Source organism: Undibacterium parvum (genome assembly GCF_003955735.1).
In the GTDB taxonomy this organism is placed as follows: domain Bacteria; phylum Pseudomonadota; class Gammaproteobacteria; order Burkholderiales; family Burkholderiaceae_D; genus Undibacterium; species Undibacterium parvum.
The window spans coordinates 2,347,904-2,364,033 of sequence record NZ_CP034464.1; the positions used below are offsets into that span (position 1 = coordinate 2,347,904).

Here is a 16,130-nt window from a genome sequence, read left to right on the forward strand (position 1 = left end):
GGGGCGAGAAAAGGAGATTGAAACAATTGTGGTACGGAGAGAGTCATGAGGCATCTGCAACCTAACTTTTCGGTCCACACGGACAAGCAACATCAAGCCTGCTAGGGTGGGAACATTTTTGTGCCCACGCAGAGACGATGAACCTACCGCGATGCATGGCCGTTTTGGTTTGATGGGGCGAATTGAGGTGTTGTTGTTTGTCGCTGCACAGCTCCAATAAGCGCATTTGCTGCGCAATTTATAGGCAGGGCCGGCTGATCTGCTTTGGCTAGGCATCATACGAAAATGGAATCAAGGTGGAAATGAATATTCGAGCTAAGCTCTTAGTTATCGCCGGTATCATTGCCGCGGCTACGGCAGTTTGGCATTGGCTCTGTATCATTGGCGGTCTTAGCTGGTACGCTTTTGCCCATGCTCCGCCTATCATTTTGGAATCAGTGAAACAAGCAACTTTACTGGCGCCGGCAGGTGCCTTTATGATTGGACTTTTATTTTTGTCCTGTACTGTATTTGCATTTTCTGCTGCCGGTTTAATTCGTAAAATACCCCTGTTAAAATCGGCACTCGCCAACATCGCCTTACTTTGTCTGGTGCGTGGCGGCATAGGGATTGCGCACTTAGTATTGGCGCAGCATCTGGATAGATGGGAGCTGGTGGCTAGCCCAGTCTGGTTTTTTTGTGGCGTGTGCTTCCTACTTGGTTTGGTCGAGCAATACAAAATGCCGCAGCTAGCGAGGTAAGCGCAAACCTAGGGCACAATCGGCTTAATCGGCTGTATTGAACGCGCCGCAGGAAATGAGAAATTACTAGATTAGGCTTGCACCGCGCTAGCGCCAGGCGCACAACAGTGAGGCAAAACCATGTTACAGCCACGCACACTCAAATTTTTAGCGGCCATCATTGCCGGCCTGATTTTGCTGGCCTTGCCCGGCTTGGCGTGGCCAGCGTATCTGGATACGCCGATAGGTTTAATCGTGGCGCTGCCCTATCTGTCGATTTATTTGTTCCACAGCATAGGCATCCCCGGCCTGCTGCAACATCACGGTGCCTGCGGTTGGGGCTGGTGCCCACCCACCGTTTTCGGCTGGGTTTTTCTATGCAGCTTTTGGCTGCTGATCGCATGGCTACTAGCCTGGGGCATCGCCAGTCTGAACGCGCCTGATGGTGACCAAGACTAAAGCCAAAGCGGCCACTGTACGCCGCCTAAGCAAGCCAGTACGTCCCTTCTAAAAATCCCTCAAAATCAGATACTCCCCTATTTTTTTCAAAAAATAGGCCATTTTCGCACAGATTTATTGCATACTTTAAAAATACCACTGGGGAGTATGCATAGCCAGACGCGCATCGAAAGCTGCGCTGACGCCGCTGGTAGCGCGTAAAAATGGCTAGACTTCTGGTTAATAAAATATGAAATTTGATTTCAAATATGTCAATATTTTGGTAGAATGAAAGCCGTTAATATGGCGCTTTTCACGATTTTTTTGGTACTAATCGCATTCACAGTACATCGCTGGAAAGCCAAGTTGAACTTTGGTTTTGAGAGCTTGCTCTTAAATTTTTATGCATCAAGATGAAAATACCGATCACCCTTATTTCAACATTGTTAGTCATACTCGCAGTTCTGTGTTTTATGTTTACAAAACATGTTCAAAAAAACGTTTTCATTTAATATGTTTTTAAACGAATCAAGCAAAGAAATTAAGCAATCGTACACGATTAGTGCATTCACAATAAGCTTGCTCGGGGCTACTTTCTTATTGCTCGTTTCGCTCGCACTCTTAAAGCACTTTGGTGTCATTTAGTATGTCGAATAACAAGATATTCGACATCGCTCCACTCCGTTCCGCCGGACACGCTAGCGCGTGCCGTTCAATTTTGCGATAGGCGTTTATGAACCGACTCATCTCAATCGGACTTGCCATAGCCGTTGCCCCAGCAACTCTTCTTGCCTTTGGCCAATGGACAGAATCCTCCGATATGATTTATGTGTCTGAGGTGGCACTGTTTGACATAGCGTTGCCCCTTGGAGGGCTGCTTGTCATGGTCGGCCTGTTGAAGAAAAAAATTCCATCTCCGTTACAGTTAGCTAAGGGCACAGCAACCCAAAACTCCCTAAATGTAATCCGCAGACTCTGGGGGCTTTCAATCACAGGACTAGCCAACGCATCTGCGCCGATCTTCGACAAGATCTACCTGAAACTGTTTTGGGCATCACTTATTGGTCTTATCGCTTTTTCAGTCGCGTTCGGAACCCCCATCATAGGTACAGTTAATTCTGACAAAGTGATTGCTATGGCGGGGTGCAAGCCGCCAGGCTTTGACTCCCCGGCAGTTTGCCCTTCGGGTAGTTTTGTATCTCGTTTTGCTCCGCTCACAGGCTGGACGAGGATCGTATTGCTCGCACCAATCGTGCCGATCATTTTTATTCAACAATTCTGGGATTTGTTGCTTGGATGGTTGCTAGTTACTCTGGTTTTCTATTTCAAAAGTGGAAAATGGGCCCACAAAATGAAATAACTGGCCACCAAATAAAGATAAATGCCTAACTCGGCACTCAACCTCGCTCCGTTCAGTTGCTGAACACTGCGCGATAAAGCCGCGCCGGTTAGCGCTAACTTAAAAATCATTACCTAGAAAAATTATGCTATCAAAAAACATGGATAAGAGCGCAGTCAATCTATTGGGTGTTTTGAGTTTTACGCCGCTTATATCTACTTTTTATTTGTTGTACAGCGCGTTTTTTTTGGCCAATGGATTGAACATACTCCCCTTCGCGATAGCTGCATGGCTGACTTGGGTAGGAGTCTTGCTTATTTTTTCGATTTTTCTGATTCAGTCAACAGACTTTCTGCCACATCAAAAATTTGCATGGATTGCGATTCTTGCTTTTTTTGGGATGCTATCGCTCCCGCTATTTTGGTGGATACACTTTAAGTCGCCGGACAATTCTAGAAGTAAAAAAATATAGCCATCAGCAAATCAATTTCATACGCATTCTTCACTTTTTTGAAAGCTCCAAATGCAGATTGAACACCGTATCGTCATCGCTGCCACGCCTGCCACGGTGTTCCGTATTTATCAGGATGTGCAGAACTGGCATACCTGGGATCCGGATACCAAACAGGCGACTTTGGATGGCCCATTTCAGGTCGGTAGCCGTGGCCGTATCACGCCGCCTAAGGGCATGACGGTGCCTATGTTGCTGACCCAAGTGGAGCCCGACCGCTGCTTTACGGTGGTGTCTAAAATACCGTTGTTTGGCATGCTGTTCGAGCACGAGTTAAAACCGCTGGCCGGCGCCACCGAGGTGATCCATCGCGTGAGCTTCTCAGGTTTGCTGTCGTATCTGCTAGGCCCTATGTTGTGCAAGCAACTCAACGCTGGCCTGCCTATCACTTTGAGCCGGCTAAAGGCGCTGGCAGAGCGCAGCGCCTGATGGGCGATTTTGCCTAAGTCTTACTTGTAACAAGAAGCTAGGCGTGGAATACTCTGCTTAAGTAGCTGACAGTCCGACCACAAAATGAGGGGTTTCGATTTTAAATGGAAATGAGAAATTCTTGTCATGCCAGCCCAGATCTCGCCCCTGTCTGACCAGCAGCGCCTGAGCTTAGGGCTGCTGATCTCCCTGAGCCTACACGCGCTGTTGTTGAATCTGGCCTTCAATGCGCAGGGGCTGGGGCATGCTGGATTAGCCTCAGTCTGGCCAGAGCGCCGCTACGAAATCCCCGCTCTGCATATTGCTCTCACTGCGCCTGCCGCAGCATTGGCTGCGCCCGTTGCGCCCTTGCTGAGTGCCGAGCTAGCACCGCCAATAGCGCTGCCACCGCAAGGGATCACGCTCACGCAATTCAGCGCCACACCCGCAGCGCTGCCGCCTGCCACGATCGCCGCGCAGAGTCCGCCGAAAAAAACGCGCAAGGCCAAGCAGCGGGCCGCATCCGCGAGTGCCGCCGTGCTTGCGCCTTTAGCAGCCGAGCAGCCAGCGCTGAAAAAACCCAGCTTACCGACGACTAGCGCAGACTTGATCGCGCTGGCGAAGGCTGAACAACCCAACTGGCGCGTGCCTGCTAGGCCCGAGTTGCCAACGGCTGTCAGTGCGGTCGCCACGCCGCCACTAACAGAACCGGTCGCACTGACCGAGCCAGCGCAAGATCCGCAAAATGAGGCTGAAAAACGCGTCGCTGAGTCCCAGGAAATAGCAAAGCAGGCGGACGCACAACAAGAGGCTGTGCGCCAGGAAAATGCGCGGCTAGAAGCGCTGAGAATAGAAACTGAGCGCCAGCAACTAGCCCAGCAAACAGCGGCAAAACTGGCTGCGGTGCAGCAAGAAATTAGCCGTCAGGAAGCGGCGCGTGCCGATGCCGCCAAGCTTGCAGAGAAGCTTGCAACTAAGCTTGCAACTAAGCTTGCAGATAAGCTTGCAGATAAGCTCGCCGCTGAGCAAGCCGCCGAGCGCCAAGAAGCAGCCAAAAAAGTCGCTGCACAACAACTGGCGAAGCTGCAAGAGGCGGCACAACTAGAGGCCGCCCGCAGCGAAGCGGCACGGCTAGCCACGGCAAACTTAGCAGCCGCAAAATTAGAGACTGAACACCAGCAACTAGCCCAACAATCAGCGGCAAAACTGGCTGCGGCGCAGCAAGAAATTAGCCGTCAGGAAGCGGCGCGTGTCGAAGCCGCCAGGCTTGCAGATAAGCTCGCCGCTGAGCAAGCCGCGGAGCGCCAAGAGGCAGCCAAAAAAGTCGCCGCGCAACAGCAGGCGAAGCTGCAAGAGACGGCACAACTAGAAGCCGCCCGCAGCGAAGCGGCACGGCTAGCAACAGCAAGCTTAGAAGCCGCAAAAATAGAGACTGAACGCCAGCAACTAGCCCAGCAATCAGCGGCAAAACTGGCCGCGGCGCAGCAAGAAGCGAGCCGTCAGGAAGCGGCGCGTGCCGAAGCCGCCAGGCTTGCAGATAAGCTTGCAACTAAGCTCGCCGCTGAGCAAGCCGCAGCCCAACAACTGGCGCAGCTGCAAGACGCGAAATTGCAAGACGCCGCACGGCAAGCCGCAGCGCTAGCCGAGAGCGCTCGTCAGGTCGCCGCACAACAAGAGAGCAGCCGCCGCCTCGCGCTAGAGTTGGAAGCGAAGCGCTTAGCGGCCTTGCAAGCCGAGGCCGAACAACGTCAGGAAAAACTGCGCGCCATCGGTAGGCAGTTGAACTTAGAAGCGGCACAGCGCGATGCTGCGGCCCTGCGTAAGTTACCCTCGACCAGCGGCGCGCGGCGCGGCAGAATTTTGGCACGCACCGATCCCAACCCAGAGCTGGCCGCGTACGCGCAAACCTGGGGCAACAAGATAGAGCGCAGCATGAGTTTAGACATGGTACGCGAGGCGCTTAAACAGCCGCACCTCGATCCCATGGTGATGGTGGCGGTGCGCAGCGACGGCTCGGTGGAGTCGGTCACTTTTGCGGTCTCCAGCGGCGTGCCGGCGATAGACGAAGCGATACGCCGCATCGTCTACAGTCAGGTCAATTACCCGGCATTTCCGGCGGCGTTACTCAAGGATTATGATGTGATAGAAATCCGCAGAACCTGGTACTTCGACAGCAGCATACGGCTGTACTGATGAAACCAAAAAAGCGCAAAAAAATACCAGAAATAAGTGAATTTTTTTGTGCTTTTTTGAGTACCAAGACATACTTAAAAAAAATTTAAATCCCATCGTAGTCGTGTGTTTTTATTGTGCTTTGCCAGCATGATTACCAAGGTCGCTAACTGCGAAGGCTCGTAATCCTTGCAAAATTTTGTTATACTGGAACCAGATTGATTGGCTGTTATAAATTTTTTTTAGCAGCATAAATTAATTTCTCATTAGGCACAGCCTAAGCTGAAAGTGAGTCTTGTCTAGCATCCCTGCTAAGCAATTTCTCGCGACGAAAATCCCGACAAAACGTCACCCCGACGTGAAGCAACTTGTTTTAAGTGAAGTTCAAACGAACCATCTCAAACAAGATTTCTAGGAGGAAGTACTCATGCAAATTCAGATCAACACCGACAGAAATATCTCTGGCCACGAAGCACTCTCTCACAAAGTGGAAGCGCTCATACAGCACGCTCTGCATCGTTTCGCCGATAGAATTACCCGCGTTGAAGCGCATCTGAGCGACGTCAATGGTGCGGCAAAACCTGGGCCTCACGATAAGCGCTGCTTACTCGAAGTACGCCTCTCCGGACTACAGCCTATGTCGGTTACCGAAACCGCAGAAACGCTAGAGCAAGCGGTTAATGGCGCCAGCAAAAAAATGATCAGCATGCTCGATACCAGCGTGGGACGATTGAACAAGATAGATCGTAGCGTTCCCGACTTAGAGACTTCCGAGTAAGCTTCTCTGAACAGATTTATTTTTGTAGTAGACAAAAAAAGAGCCGCATCGATTTTTAATTGATGCGGCTCTTTTTTCTGCGCCGCGCGCCAGGTCTGTGTAAGCGCTATGCGCCTGCTGGCTTGCATGCCGAAAAATATACTCTGTCAGAGTTTAGGCTGGTTTTTTATCGCCCTTCAGCCACTTCGGATAACAGCTGGCCAATCGCCGCGCCTATACTGAGATCGTCTTTTTGGCCGAAACGATGCATGCGCAGCAGGCCATTTTTATCGATCAACATGAAACTGGGCGTGCCCTGCATTTGGTAGGCTCGCATGGTGAGTGGCAGACCAGCCTGGCCGTCTGGTGTATCGACCGCGATTGGCATGCTGAGTTGATGTTGCGCGATAAAGCCAGCCAGTGCCGTAGGCTGCATCTGCGCATGATTTTCAAACACGGTGTGCAAACCGAGTACCGCCACATCTTGGGGATCAAACAGATCAAAGATACGCTGCAACTGCGGCACGCTGTGATGGACGCAAGCCGGACACAGCATTTGGAAGGCACTCAGCACGATGACTTTGCCGCGCAAAGATTCCAGACTCAAAGCATGTTCGGTATTAAACCACTGGCTTACCTGTAAAGCTGGGGCTAAGCGCGGATGCATAAGATCGCCTTAAGACTGGAAACGACATTGTGACTGTGCGACACAGAGGCCCGCAGTGCAGCGCTCTGTGCAGCGCTCTGTGTCACGCCTCATTGCGCGCTTAAGCCTGCCTCCGCATCCAGCGCTTTTTGTACTGCACGATAAAAGTCATCACGCGATGCCGTCGCTGTGGCATCGCGCGCGCCGCCGGCCCAGTTGGCGTTAGAGACGATCACCAGCTTGCGTTGGGGGTCGATGAAAATACCTTGGCCAAAAATCCCGCGCGCAGCAAAACTGCCATCGCTATTGGTCCACCATTGATAGCCATAACCGCGCTCAGGCTTACCGATGCCGATACGCGTGCTGGTGGCTTCTTGCAGCCAGCCTTCTGGCAGTATGCTGTGTCCATTACTCATGGCACCGTTCAGAATAAATTGCCCGAAACGCGCATAGTCGCGCGCCGCAGCCTGGATGCAACAGCCACTTATTTCCTGCCCGGTTTTACTCAGTATCCAGGTGGCGGGTTGCTGCATGCCGGCCGGTACCCACACTTTTTCAGATAGATAGCTGGCGAGACTTTTTTTGGTGGCGCGATTAATTAAAATACCGACTAGATTGGTCTCGCCGGTGCTGTAGTGCCAGCGCGTGCCGGGCGCCACTTCGCGTGGCAATTGGCGCATATAACTGAGCAGCGCATCGCTACCGTCGGCAGGCTTGTGGTTATTGAATTTCGCCACATCGGAATTCGGGTCGGCGTAGTCTTCATTCCACTTGACGCCCGATGTCATGGTCAGCAATTGGCGAATACTGACCTGCTCATAGGCCGAGCCTTTCAGCTCTGGCACATAGGCGCTGACCATCTCATCCATGCTCTTGATGTAGCCATCCTTGATTGCGGCACCGAGTAGGGTAGAAGTAAACGATTTGGCGACCGAGAAACTGGTCCAGCGCCCGGCCGCGTCAAAACCCAAGCCATAGCGCTCCATGCGTAACTTGCCATCCTGTAGCACGATCAGCGCAGCGCTGCGCTGCATGGCCATATACGCATCGATATCGAGCTCTAACTTTAAGGGCGCGCCTAGTGGCAGGGCAGAAGGCGTGCTGGCAGCCGCGACGACCCGCGATTTGGCCAGTATCGGTAAGCGATCCAAGGCGCGAAACGCGGCATCGCGCTGCGGCTGGCTCCAAAACAGCACATCGCGGTTGGTTGGCATGCTCGCCAGCAGCCCTTGGGTTTCTATATCGAGGCTAAACCAGGCAGCCAGACCGGCCAGCCCTGCCAGCCCGAATACGCCAAGGCTAGTCCAAATAAGCTTTTTCAATTTCAATCGAATGCTCCTAAATTTTAGTGTATGGATGAGTCAGTCAAACAGCTAAAGACTGTATTCCAGAATGCATAAATTGTCACACTAATCATTGCTGGCATCGACTCACTTTTCATCAAGACTGTCTTTTTCAGCTTATTGGATGGGCATACGTTATTCCAATTAATGGAATAACGTATTGTAATTTTAGAATATTCTCCTTTAATTTGAAATTGATTAAAGTGTCTTCATTCGAAACGCATTGCGGATCGGAGTCGCAAACCTCTTACTCAATTTAAAGGAAGCATCATGTTGAAGATCTCTCTAACTCGCCGTTTGGTTTTATCTGTTTTTGCCGCATCGATCGCTGCTGTCGCCAGTGTGCCACTCACCGCATTCGCTTATGATGAGGCGTCGACCAGCGCCATCAACCTGGACGCCAAACAGATAGCGCTCAAGGGTTACGATGCAGTTGCCTATTTCAGCGTGGGTGCACCGACTTTAGGCAATGCCCACTTCAGTGCTAAGCACGGTGCGGCAACTTACCATTTTGCGAATGCAGAAAATCGTGCCAAATTTATCGCCAATCCTGAGCATTTCGCACCGCAGTTCGGTGGCTTTTGTGCCATGGGTGTCGCCTTGGAAAAAAAGTTAGATGGTGACCCGCAAGCATGGCGTGTGGTGGATAACAAACTGTATCTGAATGTGAATAAAGACATACAGAAAAAATGGTTGGAAAACGTACCAGGCAATCTGAAAACCGCTCAGGGAAACTGGCCAACGATCAAAGACAAAACTCCAAATAGCCTGTAAGTGCAGAGCTTTTATCGAAGCAAGATCAGTCTGGTATGCAACACGCTAGACTGATTTTAGGACTTACGCAAAACTGTCCCAGCTAGGCGTGCCGCCGAAGACAGTACTTCAGTACGGCAAGGCGGATACAACGACGCTGGGGCGGTTTTGCGTAAGTCCTATTTTTAAAGAAGATAGCATCATGAACAAAATCACCATGTACAGCACTTTAAGCTGTCCTTACTGCGCAGGCGCAGAACAGTTGATGCAACAAAAAGGCATCGCCTACGACAAAATTTTAGTCGACCGTGACCCTGGCGAATTGAGCAAAATGATGCAGCGCTCGGGTAGGCGCAGCGTGCCGCAACTGTTTATCGGCGAGACGCATATAGGCGGATTCGATGACCTGAATGCACTCGAACTAGCCGGTGGTTTAGCGCATTTGAGCGCGCCACCCACCGACTCAGCATAAATTTTAATCGGATGACCGAGAGCCGCTGGCGCAGGTTTGACATAGGCTTGACAACACAACGCCTGGGAGGGCAGCACGATGTTGATAATGGAGACAATTTTAAACGCTGAAAAATGTGCGACAGTGCTGCAAGCCCGCCTTGCGCCACTAGTGCAACTAGCGGCGCGTGGCTATATTGCCAAAATATTTTTCTGGTCGGGCTTAAGCAAATGGCGCGACTGGGCTAGCACGCTGGGCTTATTTGAAGAGGAATATCATGTGCCGCTGTTAGCACCTGAGCTAGCGGCTTATCTGGCCACCGGCTGCGAGTTGTTACTGCCGATTTTATTGTTGCTCGGCCTGATGAGCCGGCTCTCTGCTGCCGGCTTATTCTTACTCAATATTGTCGCCGTGATTGCCTACTACCATGTGCTGGGCGATATGCCTGTCGCACTGCAAGACCATCTGGAATGGGGAATCATCCTGGCGCTCTTGATGGTCGCTAAGCCTGGCATATTGAGCCTGGATTATTGGCTAAGCGCTCGATCCAAAACGCCATAATTTTGACGATTTTTAGCTTGCACAAATTCGTATGCGCAAGCTGTATGCGGCTGCTGGCAGGATATTGGCCTGCAGGCCGCATCCGATATGCGCAAGCTGTTTCAAAATACTGAATATTTAGTGCGCAGCGCTGCTCTGTGTACTGATGGGTAGCGAATGCAGCAAGCTGGTGCTTAGATCGCCGTTAGTGCCGATCGCAATCTGATACACTCGGTCGAATTCTGTTTCGGCCATCGCTGGCACAGCTTGGCCTCCGAGCAGACGCACCAATTCGGGTACGGTATTCGAATGGCCGACTAATAGCGTGTTGCCCGGTAGCGCACGCAATTGCTGGGCCAAGGCGGCCATCGCGCTGGGCGTGTTGGCATGGTAAGTTTGCGTAGTGAGATTGCGCAGCGTGGCTAGCGGAGCGGCAGTTTGTCGGGTGCGCTCAAAGGTGGTGGTAAAGATGTAGGCGATGCCAGCATCTTTCAGTGTCGCGGCAATATTCTGGGCCCTGATCAGACCTGCAGGCGAGAGCGCCGGATCGGTGCTGGCATCGGCCTTCTCGGCGTGCCGGGTGACATAAATAAATTTACTCTCAGCATTCGCCAGGGAGGGTAACAGTGTCGCCAGCAGCAATGCGAGCGCGCCAAGTACACGAGATAGAAATGTCATACAAATTCCTTTTGGGTGAGATGCTTAGGCCGCGTGCTCGTCAAACCGCTATTTGATAGCACAGCATTTCTTCTGGACCGTCTGGGCTAGGGTAGCTATCGCGTTTAAAAAATTGCATACCGAGTTTTTCCATGACGCCAATCGATGACAGATTCGCTGGGTCGACGATGGCCGAGACATGGCTGACCTCGGCTTGCTGCGCCAACATCTGCAGAACGGCTTTGGCCGCTTCTGTGGCATAGCCTTTGCCCCAAGTCATTTGCTTGAAGCGCCAGCCTATTTCTATATCATGCAAAGCAGGGGTATCGCTAAAAAAGCCCATGGGGCGCACTAAGATCCAACCGATAAAGCAGGACGGGTTATCCAATTGGCTTGCCAGCGTGGTCACCTTCCATAGACCCCAGCCTTGCGCTGGATTGGTATACGCGCGCATACGTGGCAAGGTTGCGTTTTTAATTTCATCCATAGTCGCGGCTCTGCCACCATTGATAAAGCGCATGACCACAGGATCTTGGTCCAATTCAAACAATAATGGCGCATCATTATCGTCCATCAATTCAAACTGCAAACGCGCACTATTGGGAATTTTCATACTATTTTCCTTGGCATAAGAGCTGATCATGATAAGGCGTTTTATGCGCGCCACACAAGCGCACTGCCGCACGCAGACTCGAAAAACTAAGCCTCCGCTCAAGCCTTGATAGCGGCCGGTTCTATCGCTTGCTTCAGCAAGCTGAGATGTCGACCATCAAAAACCGTCTGCGCAATATCCAGATGCTGAAGCTTTTGATTGGCGCACGGAGATGGCGTGTTGGGTTTTGAAAAGCCTGAAATTTTAAAACAACCCTCAGCATTTTCTTCAGCTTTAGTGTGTCATCGGTAGGTAGGCCAACATCATGCCTAGAGCAACTAACACCACACCTATCATTTTATTCAAGATGCTCTGCCATCTGAGCATACGCTCGCGCAAGCTGTTCGATGAAAAGAACAGTGCCACCAGACTAAACCACGCCCAATGGGCGAACGAGATGAACAAGCCGTAAGCCAACTGCCGCGTGATCGAGCTATCGAGATGCAACACTTGGGTGTAGGTGCTGAGCACGAACAAGGTCGTTTTAGGATTGAACGCATTGGTCATGAAGCCGTTGAGCAAAGATGCAGCGCTACTGGGCGCGGCCTCGGTCGCGCTCGCCGCTGTGCTGACCGTACGCGCATGAAAAGTCTGGTAGCCGATGTAGACCAAATACAGCGCTCCGATGATCTTGATGAGGCCAAATAAGCTGGGCGACTGGGCGATCAGCAAACCCACCCCCAGCATGGTGTACATCACGTGCACCTGTACCCCTAGTGCAATACCGGTGGCCGCCAGCAGTCCGGCTCGGCGGCCATACAGGTAGCTGTTTCTGGTCACCATCGCAAAATCGGCGCCGGGGCTGATCACCGCCAGGATAGTGATGATGGCAACGGTAATTAATTCGTTCATAAAGCATGTTCCTGGTGTGGGATTAAAAATGACACAGCCGCCTGCTTAGGCGATCCTACTGGCTGGTATAAGTCCTATTCTCAGGGAAGCAAAGAAACTTGAAAATCGATTTATACTAGACAAAATCCTTGAGAAAAAGTCACAGATGAATTTCCATATGCCTTCCCTGAACGCGATTCGGGTGTTTGAAGTGGCCGCCCGACACGTGAGTTTCGTGCGCGCAGCGGAAGAGCTGCACGTCACCCATGGCGCGGTCAGCCGCCAGATCATGCAGCTAGAAGAAGCGCTCGGTGTGGCCTTGTTTGAGCGCAGGAATAGGGCAGTTTTTCTGACCCGAGAAGGCGCTGCCTTCAAATTGACCTGCAGCGAAGTGATGCAGCAGCTGGCGCTAGGAATACGTCAGATCAGGCGACCCGACTACCAGCAAGCGCTGGTGGTGTCGTGCGAACCGACGCTGGCAATGCGCTGGCTAATCCCGCGCATCAATAGTTTTAAGAGCTGCTGTCCTGGCATAGATCTACACCTGTTCGCCGCTGGTGGTGCGATTGATTTCCAAAGTAGTCATGTCGATCTGGCTTTGCGACGCAACGATTTCAAGTGGGGCTTAGACTGCCACGCCGAGCCTGTGGCGCGAGAACTGGTGGCGCCGGTGTGCGTACCCGCCTTGCTGAAAGCCGGAAACTTGCATCTGGATCAGCAAAGTCTGTTGCAGACCGCATCGCGCCCGGACGCCTGGCGGCGCTGGGAAGCGGCATCCGGCACGCCGCTGCTGTCGCCCAGCAGCACCCAGTACGAACATTTTTACCTGACTCTGCAGGCTGCCAGCGCCGGCTTGGGCGTGGCAATGGCATCGATCTACATGGTTGAAGAGGAGCTAAAAAACCGCCGCTTGATCGCCCCATTTGGTTTCGTGGAAGATGGCTCGGAATATTATTTGCTGTCGCCCCTTCCTTTCGCTGCTGATCACCGGCGCCAGGCTTTTTTGGATTGGCTAAGAGATGAGTTGAAAACCACGCGATTGAATATTGCGGCGCTTTGAAGAAATTTTTTGAACCACACTCGGTATCAGCTGCGGCTACATAACATGCAGCGGACTAGTAGTTCGGCCCTCGCTTGCCATGCGCAGATCTTGGATCGTCAGTGCCGCCCAGCGCGTAAATAAAAGGCCGCATGCGAATTTGATCTATTTTCAATGCAGCTAACAAAGCTAAGACAGCGAATCCAGCTGGGGAAAAATACCTGAAACAGCCGCTATTTGATTGCTGCCTATCAAATAAGGCGATCCGCTACACCAAGGAAAAAATTCTGGTTACAATAAGCCCTCTTCAATAAATGGGGGTAGGACCATGCGAAGTACCCTCCGGCAATGGACATATTAATTATCCTTGGTTTGATTCTGATCAATGGCTTGTTTGCCATGTCAGAAATTGCGGTGGTTTCTTCCAAGCGAATTCGCTTACAGAAACTGGCCGACAATGGTAGCCGTGGCGCGAAAGCTGCTTTAGTGCTCTCCGACAGCCCAAGTCGTTTTTTATCCACCATACAAGTTGGCATCACGCTCATCGGCATTTTCAATGGTGCGTTTGGTGAGGCTTCCTTAGTCGCGCAACTCATGCCAAAAATCGAGCAACTGCCTCTCATTGGGCAATTTGCCAGAGAAGTCGCATTAGTCATTGTGGTTGTGGGCATTACTTTTTCGTCTTTGATACTGGGCGAGCTGTTACCAAAGCGAATTGCCATGCAATATCCAGAGACGGTCGCTTCACTGATCGCGGCGCCTATGCAGCGCTTGTCACAGATGATGGGGCCATTTGTCAAAATTCTGACCATCACGACCGAAGCCTTGTTACGTTTAATGGGACTACATCAAGTTAAAAATAATGCGGTCACCGAAGAAGAAATTACCGGCATGCTGAAAGAGGGAACCGACGCCGGCTTATTTGAAAAAACTGAACATGAGATTGTTTCGCGCGCACTACGCCTTGACGATCAACGCGTGGCGGCATTAATGACACCGCGCATGGATATTGACTTCATTGATATCGAAGAATCTCTTCAATACAACCTAAAGAAAATTGCCGCCAGCCCTTACAGTCGTTTTCCGGTTTGCAAAGGAAACCTGTCTAACGTCATCGGCATCATTCATGCTGGTCACCTATTTGATCAAGCCATAGAAAAACAGTCCATCGTCAATGTCGATATTGCGGCAGCGGTCACGCCTGCGCTCTTCATACCCGAATCGCTCAGCGCCATGCAGTTACTCGAAGCATTCAAAAAAAATCGCGCTGAATTGGCGCTGGTGATCAATGAGTATGGCGAAATTGAAGGTATCGTTACCTTAAGTGACGTGCTCGGCGCTTTAGTCGGTGATGTCGCCGCGACCGACAATAATCAAGAAGCCGATTCTGTACAACGTGAAGATGGCTCCTGGTTGATAGACGGTGGCGTTTCGTTTAACCGTTTTCGTGAAATTTTGGGCACAGACCTTAGCTTTCCCGAAGAAACCTCAGGCTCTTACCATACCTTGGCTGGCTTTGTGTTAACCCACTTTGGCTACATCCCCAAGTCATCGGAATATTTCGAATGGGCAGGCTTACGTATCGAAGTCGTCGATCTCGACAAGAACCGTATTGATCGTTTATTGGTCTCAGCAGTTGTTGCGTCAAACTAGCAGCATTTTTGCTCTGTAGAGCGCATGAAATATGCGTATGCGGTTTCGAAATCAAGGCCAGGCTGGGCACTTTTGCCTTCTTAAAACAGAATACAAAAAATGGATTTATTTGACGACTTAGACGCCGCACACAATTTATTACCCAAAGATGGTGTCGTCAATTATTACGGCAAACTCTTGCCAGCCAAACAGGCAGATGATTATTTCGCCTGTTTGATGAAGAGCATTGCATGGGAAAATGATCAGGCCTTGATCTATGGAAAATTGATACTGACCAAACGAAAAGTAGCCTGGTATGGCGACAAAAAATTTGAATACACCTATTCAAATACCACCAAGCACGCCTTGCCGTGGACCGCAGAATTATTAGAATTAAAAGCACTTGTCGAAGAAAGAACCGGTGAAAAATTCAACTCTTGCCTACTCAATTTGTACCATGACGGTGAGGAAGGCATGGCCTGGCATAGCGATGCCGAAAAAGATCTGAAAAAAAATGGCGCGATTGGCTCCTTAAGTTTTGGCGCAGAACGAAAATTTGCATTCAAACACAAAGTCAGCCAAGAAATCGTTTCCTTAGTCTTAGCGCACGGCAGCCTATTGGTGATGAAGGGCACAACGCAAAGCCATTGGCTGCACCGGCTACCGCCGACAAAACGCATCAGCCAAGCCAGAATCAACCTCACCTTCAGAAGCATAGACAGATAAATACTGTGAATGGTGGCAAGTCGGCCAGCAACAGGGTAGCGTCAGCCTAGCTTAATTGCACAGCGATGCTGAGCCGCAACATGCTTGAGTATTTGAAATATCAGAATTTGACCGCGCAATATTCATGCGGCTCGTGGCACGATATGGGCCTGCAGGCAGCGTCGGATATGCGTGTTGGATTTTGAAATTTAGAAATATTCAGTAAAAAATAATCGAAGCTGACCCCTATGACTCCCGGGTGTACATGATGTGACAGGCAGGTTAATGATGTTGGCGTCGCTCGGTCTTTGCAGTTTTTGAACGATTCCATTCGGCGTAATACGCTTCGCTATTAGCGCCCTACGGATTACGCCTTACCGAGTTGGTGGTACTGCAGCGCAGATTGCAGCGGTGAATCGTGCGATAGCATATGCGACAGCGAACGGAATAAAAATTGTAATTATCAAGGCAACGTGAGGAAGTAATGGAACGATGTGAGCAAGGTTGTAAAATTTTTTTGCGCTCTAATGGACAGTT

At 50.9% G+C, this 16,130-nt stretch carries 17 protein-coding genes; 12 read left to right on the forward strand and 5 right to left on the reverse strand.

All coding sequences use genetic code 11. The annotated features are described in order from the left end of the window. Positions 1-302: 302 nt before the first annotated feature. From EJN92_RS10195 to EJN92_RS10220, 6 genes are all read left to right on the forward strand, one after another. Complete coding sequence (locus EJN92_RS10195) at positions 303-740, forward strand: hypothetical protein (RefSeq protein ID WP_227869793.1); 438 nt, start codon at positions 303-305, stop codon at positions 738-740. A gap of 120 nt (positions 741-860) precedes the next feature. After that, positions 861-1,178, forward strand: a complete 318-nt coding sequence (locus tag EJN92_RS10200) for a hypothetical protein (protein WP_126127720.1) — start codon at positions 861-863, stop codon at positions 1,176-1,178. Between the two features lie 712 nt (positions 1,179-1,890). Then, the gene (locus tag EJN92_RS10205) at positions 1,891-2,517 is read left to right on the forward strand and encodes a hypothetical protein (protein WP_126127721.1); all 627 of its coding nucleotides are present in this window, start codon (positions 1,891-1,893) and stop codon (positions 2,515-2,517) included. A 502-nt stretch (positions 2,518-3,019) separates the two neighbouring features. Next, positions 3,020-3,436, forward strand: coding sequence for an SRPBCC family protein (locus tag EJN92_RS10210; RefSeq protein ID WP_126127722.1), 417 nt, complete (start codon positions 3,020-3,022; stop codon positions 3,434-3,436). 126 nt (positions 3,437-3,562) lie between these two features. Then, on the forward strand, positions 3,563-5,608 hold the full coding sequence (locus tag EJN92_RS10215; RefSeq protein ID WP_126127723.1) for a TonB C-terminal domain-containing protein: 2,046 nt from the start codon (positions 3,563-3,565) through the stop codon (positions 5,606-5,608). Between the two features lie 406 nt (positions 5,609-6,014). Beyond that, positions 6,015-6,365: an HPF/RaiA family ribosome-associated protein gene (locus tag EJN92_RS10220; RefSeq protein WP_126127724.1), complete on the forward strand. Its 351-nt coding sequence runs from the start codon at positions 6,015-6,017 to the stop codon at positions 6,363-6,365. A gap of 166 nt (positions 6,366-6,531) precedes the next feature. On the opposite strand, the gene EJN92_RS10225 is transcribed toward EJN92_RS10220, so the two are convergent. Together EJN92_RS10225 and EJN92_RS10230 are read right to left on the reverse strand one after the other, a co-directional pair. After that, the gene (locus EJN92_RS10225; RefSeq protein ID WP_126127725.1) at positions 6,532-7,011 is read right to left on the reverse strand and encodes a peroxiredoxin family protein; all 480 of its coding nucleotides are present in this window, start codon (positions 7,009-7,011) and stop codon (positions 6,532-6,534) included. 89 nt (positions 7,012-7,100) lie between these two features. Further along, the gene (locus EJN92_RS10230) at positions 7,101-8,312 is read right to left on the reverse strand and encodes a serine hydrolase domain-containing protein (RefSeq protein ID WP_227869794.1); all 1,212 of its coding nucleotides are present in this window, start codon (positions 8,310-8,312) and stop codon (positions 7,101-7,103) included. A gap of 291 nt (positions 8,313-8,603) precedes the next feature. On the opposite strand from EJN92_RS10230, the gene EJN92_RS10235 reads away from it, so the two are divergent. The 3 genes from EJN92_RS10235 to EJN92_RS10245 all read left to right on the forward strand — a co-directional run bounded on the left by EJN92_RS10235 (position 8,604) and on the right by EJN92_RS10245 (position 10,098). Next, positions 8,604-9,107, forward strand: a complete 504-nt coding sequence (locus EJN92_RS10235) for a YHS domain-containing (seleno)protein (protein WP_126127726.1) — start codon at positions 8,604-8,606, stop codon at positions 9,105-9,107. Positions 9,108-9,288: 181 nt separating this feature from the next. Continuing rightward, entirely contained in the window at positions 9,289-9,558 is a 270-nt protein-coding gene (grxC, locus tag EJN92_RS10240; protein ID WP_126127727.1) for a glutaredoxin 3, read from the forward strand. Positions 9,559-9,645: 87 nt separating this feature from the next. Further along, complete coding sequence (locus EJN92_RS10245) at positions 9,646-10,098, forward strand: DoxX family protein (protein ID WP_126127728.1); 453 nt, start codon at positions 9,646-9,648, stop codon at positions 10,096-10,098. Positions 10,099-10,215: 117 nt separating this feature from the next. On the opposite strand, the gene EJN92_RS10250 is transcribed toward EJN92_RS10245, so the two are convergent. The 3 genes from EJN92_RS10250 to EJN92_RS10260 form a co-directional block, all read right to left on the reverse strand. Beyond that, positions 10,216-10,755 (reverse strand): SixA phosphatase family protein, encoded by a 540-nt coding sequence (locus EJN92_RS10250; protein ID WP_126127729.1) that lies wholly within the window; start codon positions 10,753-10,755, stop codon positions 10,216-10,218. Positions 10,756-10,795: 40 nt separating this feature from the next. Continuing rightward, entirely contained in the window at positions 10,796-11,347 is a 552-nt protein-coding gene (locus tag EJN92_RS10255; RefSeq protein ID WP_126127730.1) for a GNAT family N-acetyltransferase, read from the reverse strand. A gap of 273 nt (positions 11,348-11,620) precedes the next feature. Beyond that, the gene (locus EJN92_RS10260; protein WP_126127731.1) at positions 11,621-12,238 is read right to left on the reverse strand and encodes a LysE family translocator; all 618 of its coding nucleotides are present in this window, start codon (positions 12,236-12,238) and stop codon (positions 11,621-11,623) included. A 145-nt stretch (positions 12,239-12,383) separates the two neighbouring features. Here EJN92_RS10260 and EJN92_RS10265 point away from each other — a divergent pair, with 145 nt between their 5' ends. The 3 genes from EJN92_RS10265 (at position 12,384) to EJN92_RS10275 (ending at position 15,614) form a co-directional block, all read left to right on the forward strand. Further along, on the forward strand, positions 12,384-13,277 hold the full coding sequence (locus tag EJN92_RS10265; protein WP_227869795.1) for a LysR family transcriptional regulator: 894 nt from the start codon (positions 12,384-12,386) through the stop codon (positions 13,275-13,277). A gap of 327 nt (positions 13,278-13,604) precedes the next feature. Continuing rightward, a complete protein-coding gene (locus EJN92_RS10270) occupies positions 13,605-14,909 on the forward strand; it encodes a hemolysin family protein (RefSeq protein WP_126127732.1) in 1,305 nt (434 codons plus the stop codon). A 99-nt stretch (positions 14,910-15,008) separates the two neighbouring features. Further along, positions 15,009-15,614 (forward strand): alpha-ketoglutarate-dependent dioxygenase AlkB family protein, encoded by a 606-nt coding sequence (locus EJN92_RS10275; protein WP_126127733.1) that lies wholly within the window; start codon positions 15,009-15,011, stop codon positions 15,612-15,614. The last annotated feature ends 516 nt before the right edge of the window (positions 15,615-16,130 follow it).

Coding starts and splice junctions, on each gene's coding strand:
- EJN92_RS10255 (WP_126127730.1), bottom strand. CDS start 11,347: ATGAAAATTCCCAATAGTGCGCGTTTGCAGTTTGAATTGATGGACGAT.
- EJN92_RS10195 (WP_227869793.1), top strand. CDS start 303: ATGAATATTCGAGCTAAGCTCTTAGTTATCGCCGGTATCATTGCCGCG.
- EJN92_RS10205 (WP_126127721.1), top strand. CDS start 1,891: ATGAACCGACTCATCTCAATCGGACTTGCCATAGCCGTTGCCCCAGCA.
- EJN92_RS10235 (WP_126127726.1), top strand. CDS start 8,604: ATGTTGAAGATCTCTCTAACTCGCCGTTTGGTTTTATCTGTTTTTGCC.
- EJN92_RS10210 (WP_126127722.1), top strand. CDS start 3,020: ATGCAGATTGAACACCGTATCGTCATCGCTGCCACGCCTGCCACGGTG.
- EJN92_RS10245 (WP_126127728.1), top strand. CDS start 9,646: ATGGAGACAATTTTAAACGCTGAAAAATGTGCGACAGTGCTGCAAGCC.
- EJN92_RS10225 (WP_126127725.1), bottom strand. CDS start 7,011: ATGCATCCGCGCTTAGCCCCAGCTTTACAGGTAAGCCAGTGGTTTAAT.
- EJN92_RS10215 (WP_126127723.1), top strand. CDS start 3,563: ATGCCAGCCCAGATCTCGCCCCTGTCTGACCAGCAGCGCCTGAGCTTA.
- EJN92_RS10260 (WP_126127731.1), bottom strand. CDS start 12,238: ATGAACGAATTAATTACCGTTGCCATCATCACTATCCTGGCGGTGATC.
- EJN92_RS10220 (WP_126127724.1), top strand. CDS start 6,015: ATGCAAATTCAGATCAACACCGACAGAAATATCTCTGGCCACGAAGCA.
- EJN92_RS10200 (WP_126127720.1), top strand. CDS start 861: ATGTTACAGCCACGCACACTCAAATTTTTAGCGGCCATCATTGCCGGC.
- EJN92_RS10265 (WP_227869795.1), top strand. CDS start 12,384: ATGAATTTCCATATGCCTTCCCTGAACGCGATTCGGGTGTTTGAAGTG.
- grxC (WP_126127727.1), top strand. CDS start 9,289: ATGAACAAAATCACCATGTACAGCACTTTAAGCTGTCCTTACTGCGCA.
- EJN92_RS10275 (WP_126127733.1), top strand. CDS start 15,009: ATGGATTTATTTGACGACTTAGACGCCGCACACAATTTATTACCCAAA.
- EJN92_RS10250 (WP_126127729.1), bottom strand. CDS start 10,755: ATGACATTTCTATCTCGTGTACTTGGCGCGCTCGCATTGCTGCTGGCG.
- EJN92_RS10270 (WP_126127732.1), top strand. CDS start 13,605: ATGGACATATTAATTATCCTTGGTTTGATTCTGATCAATGGCTTGTTT.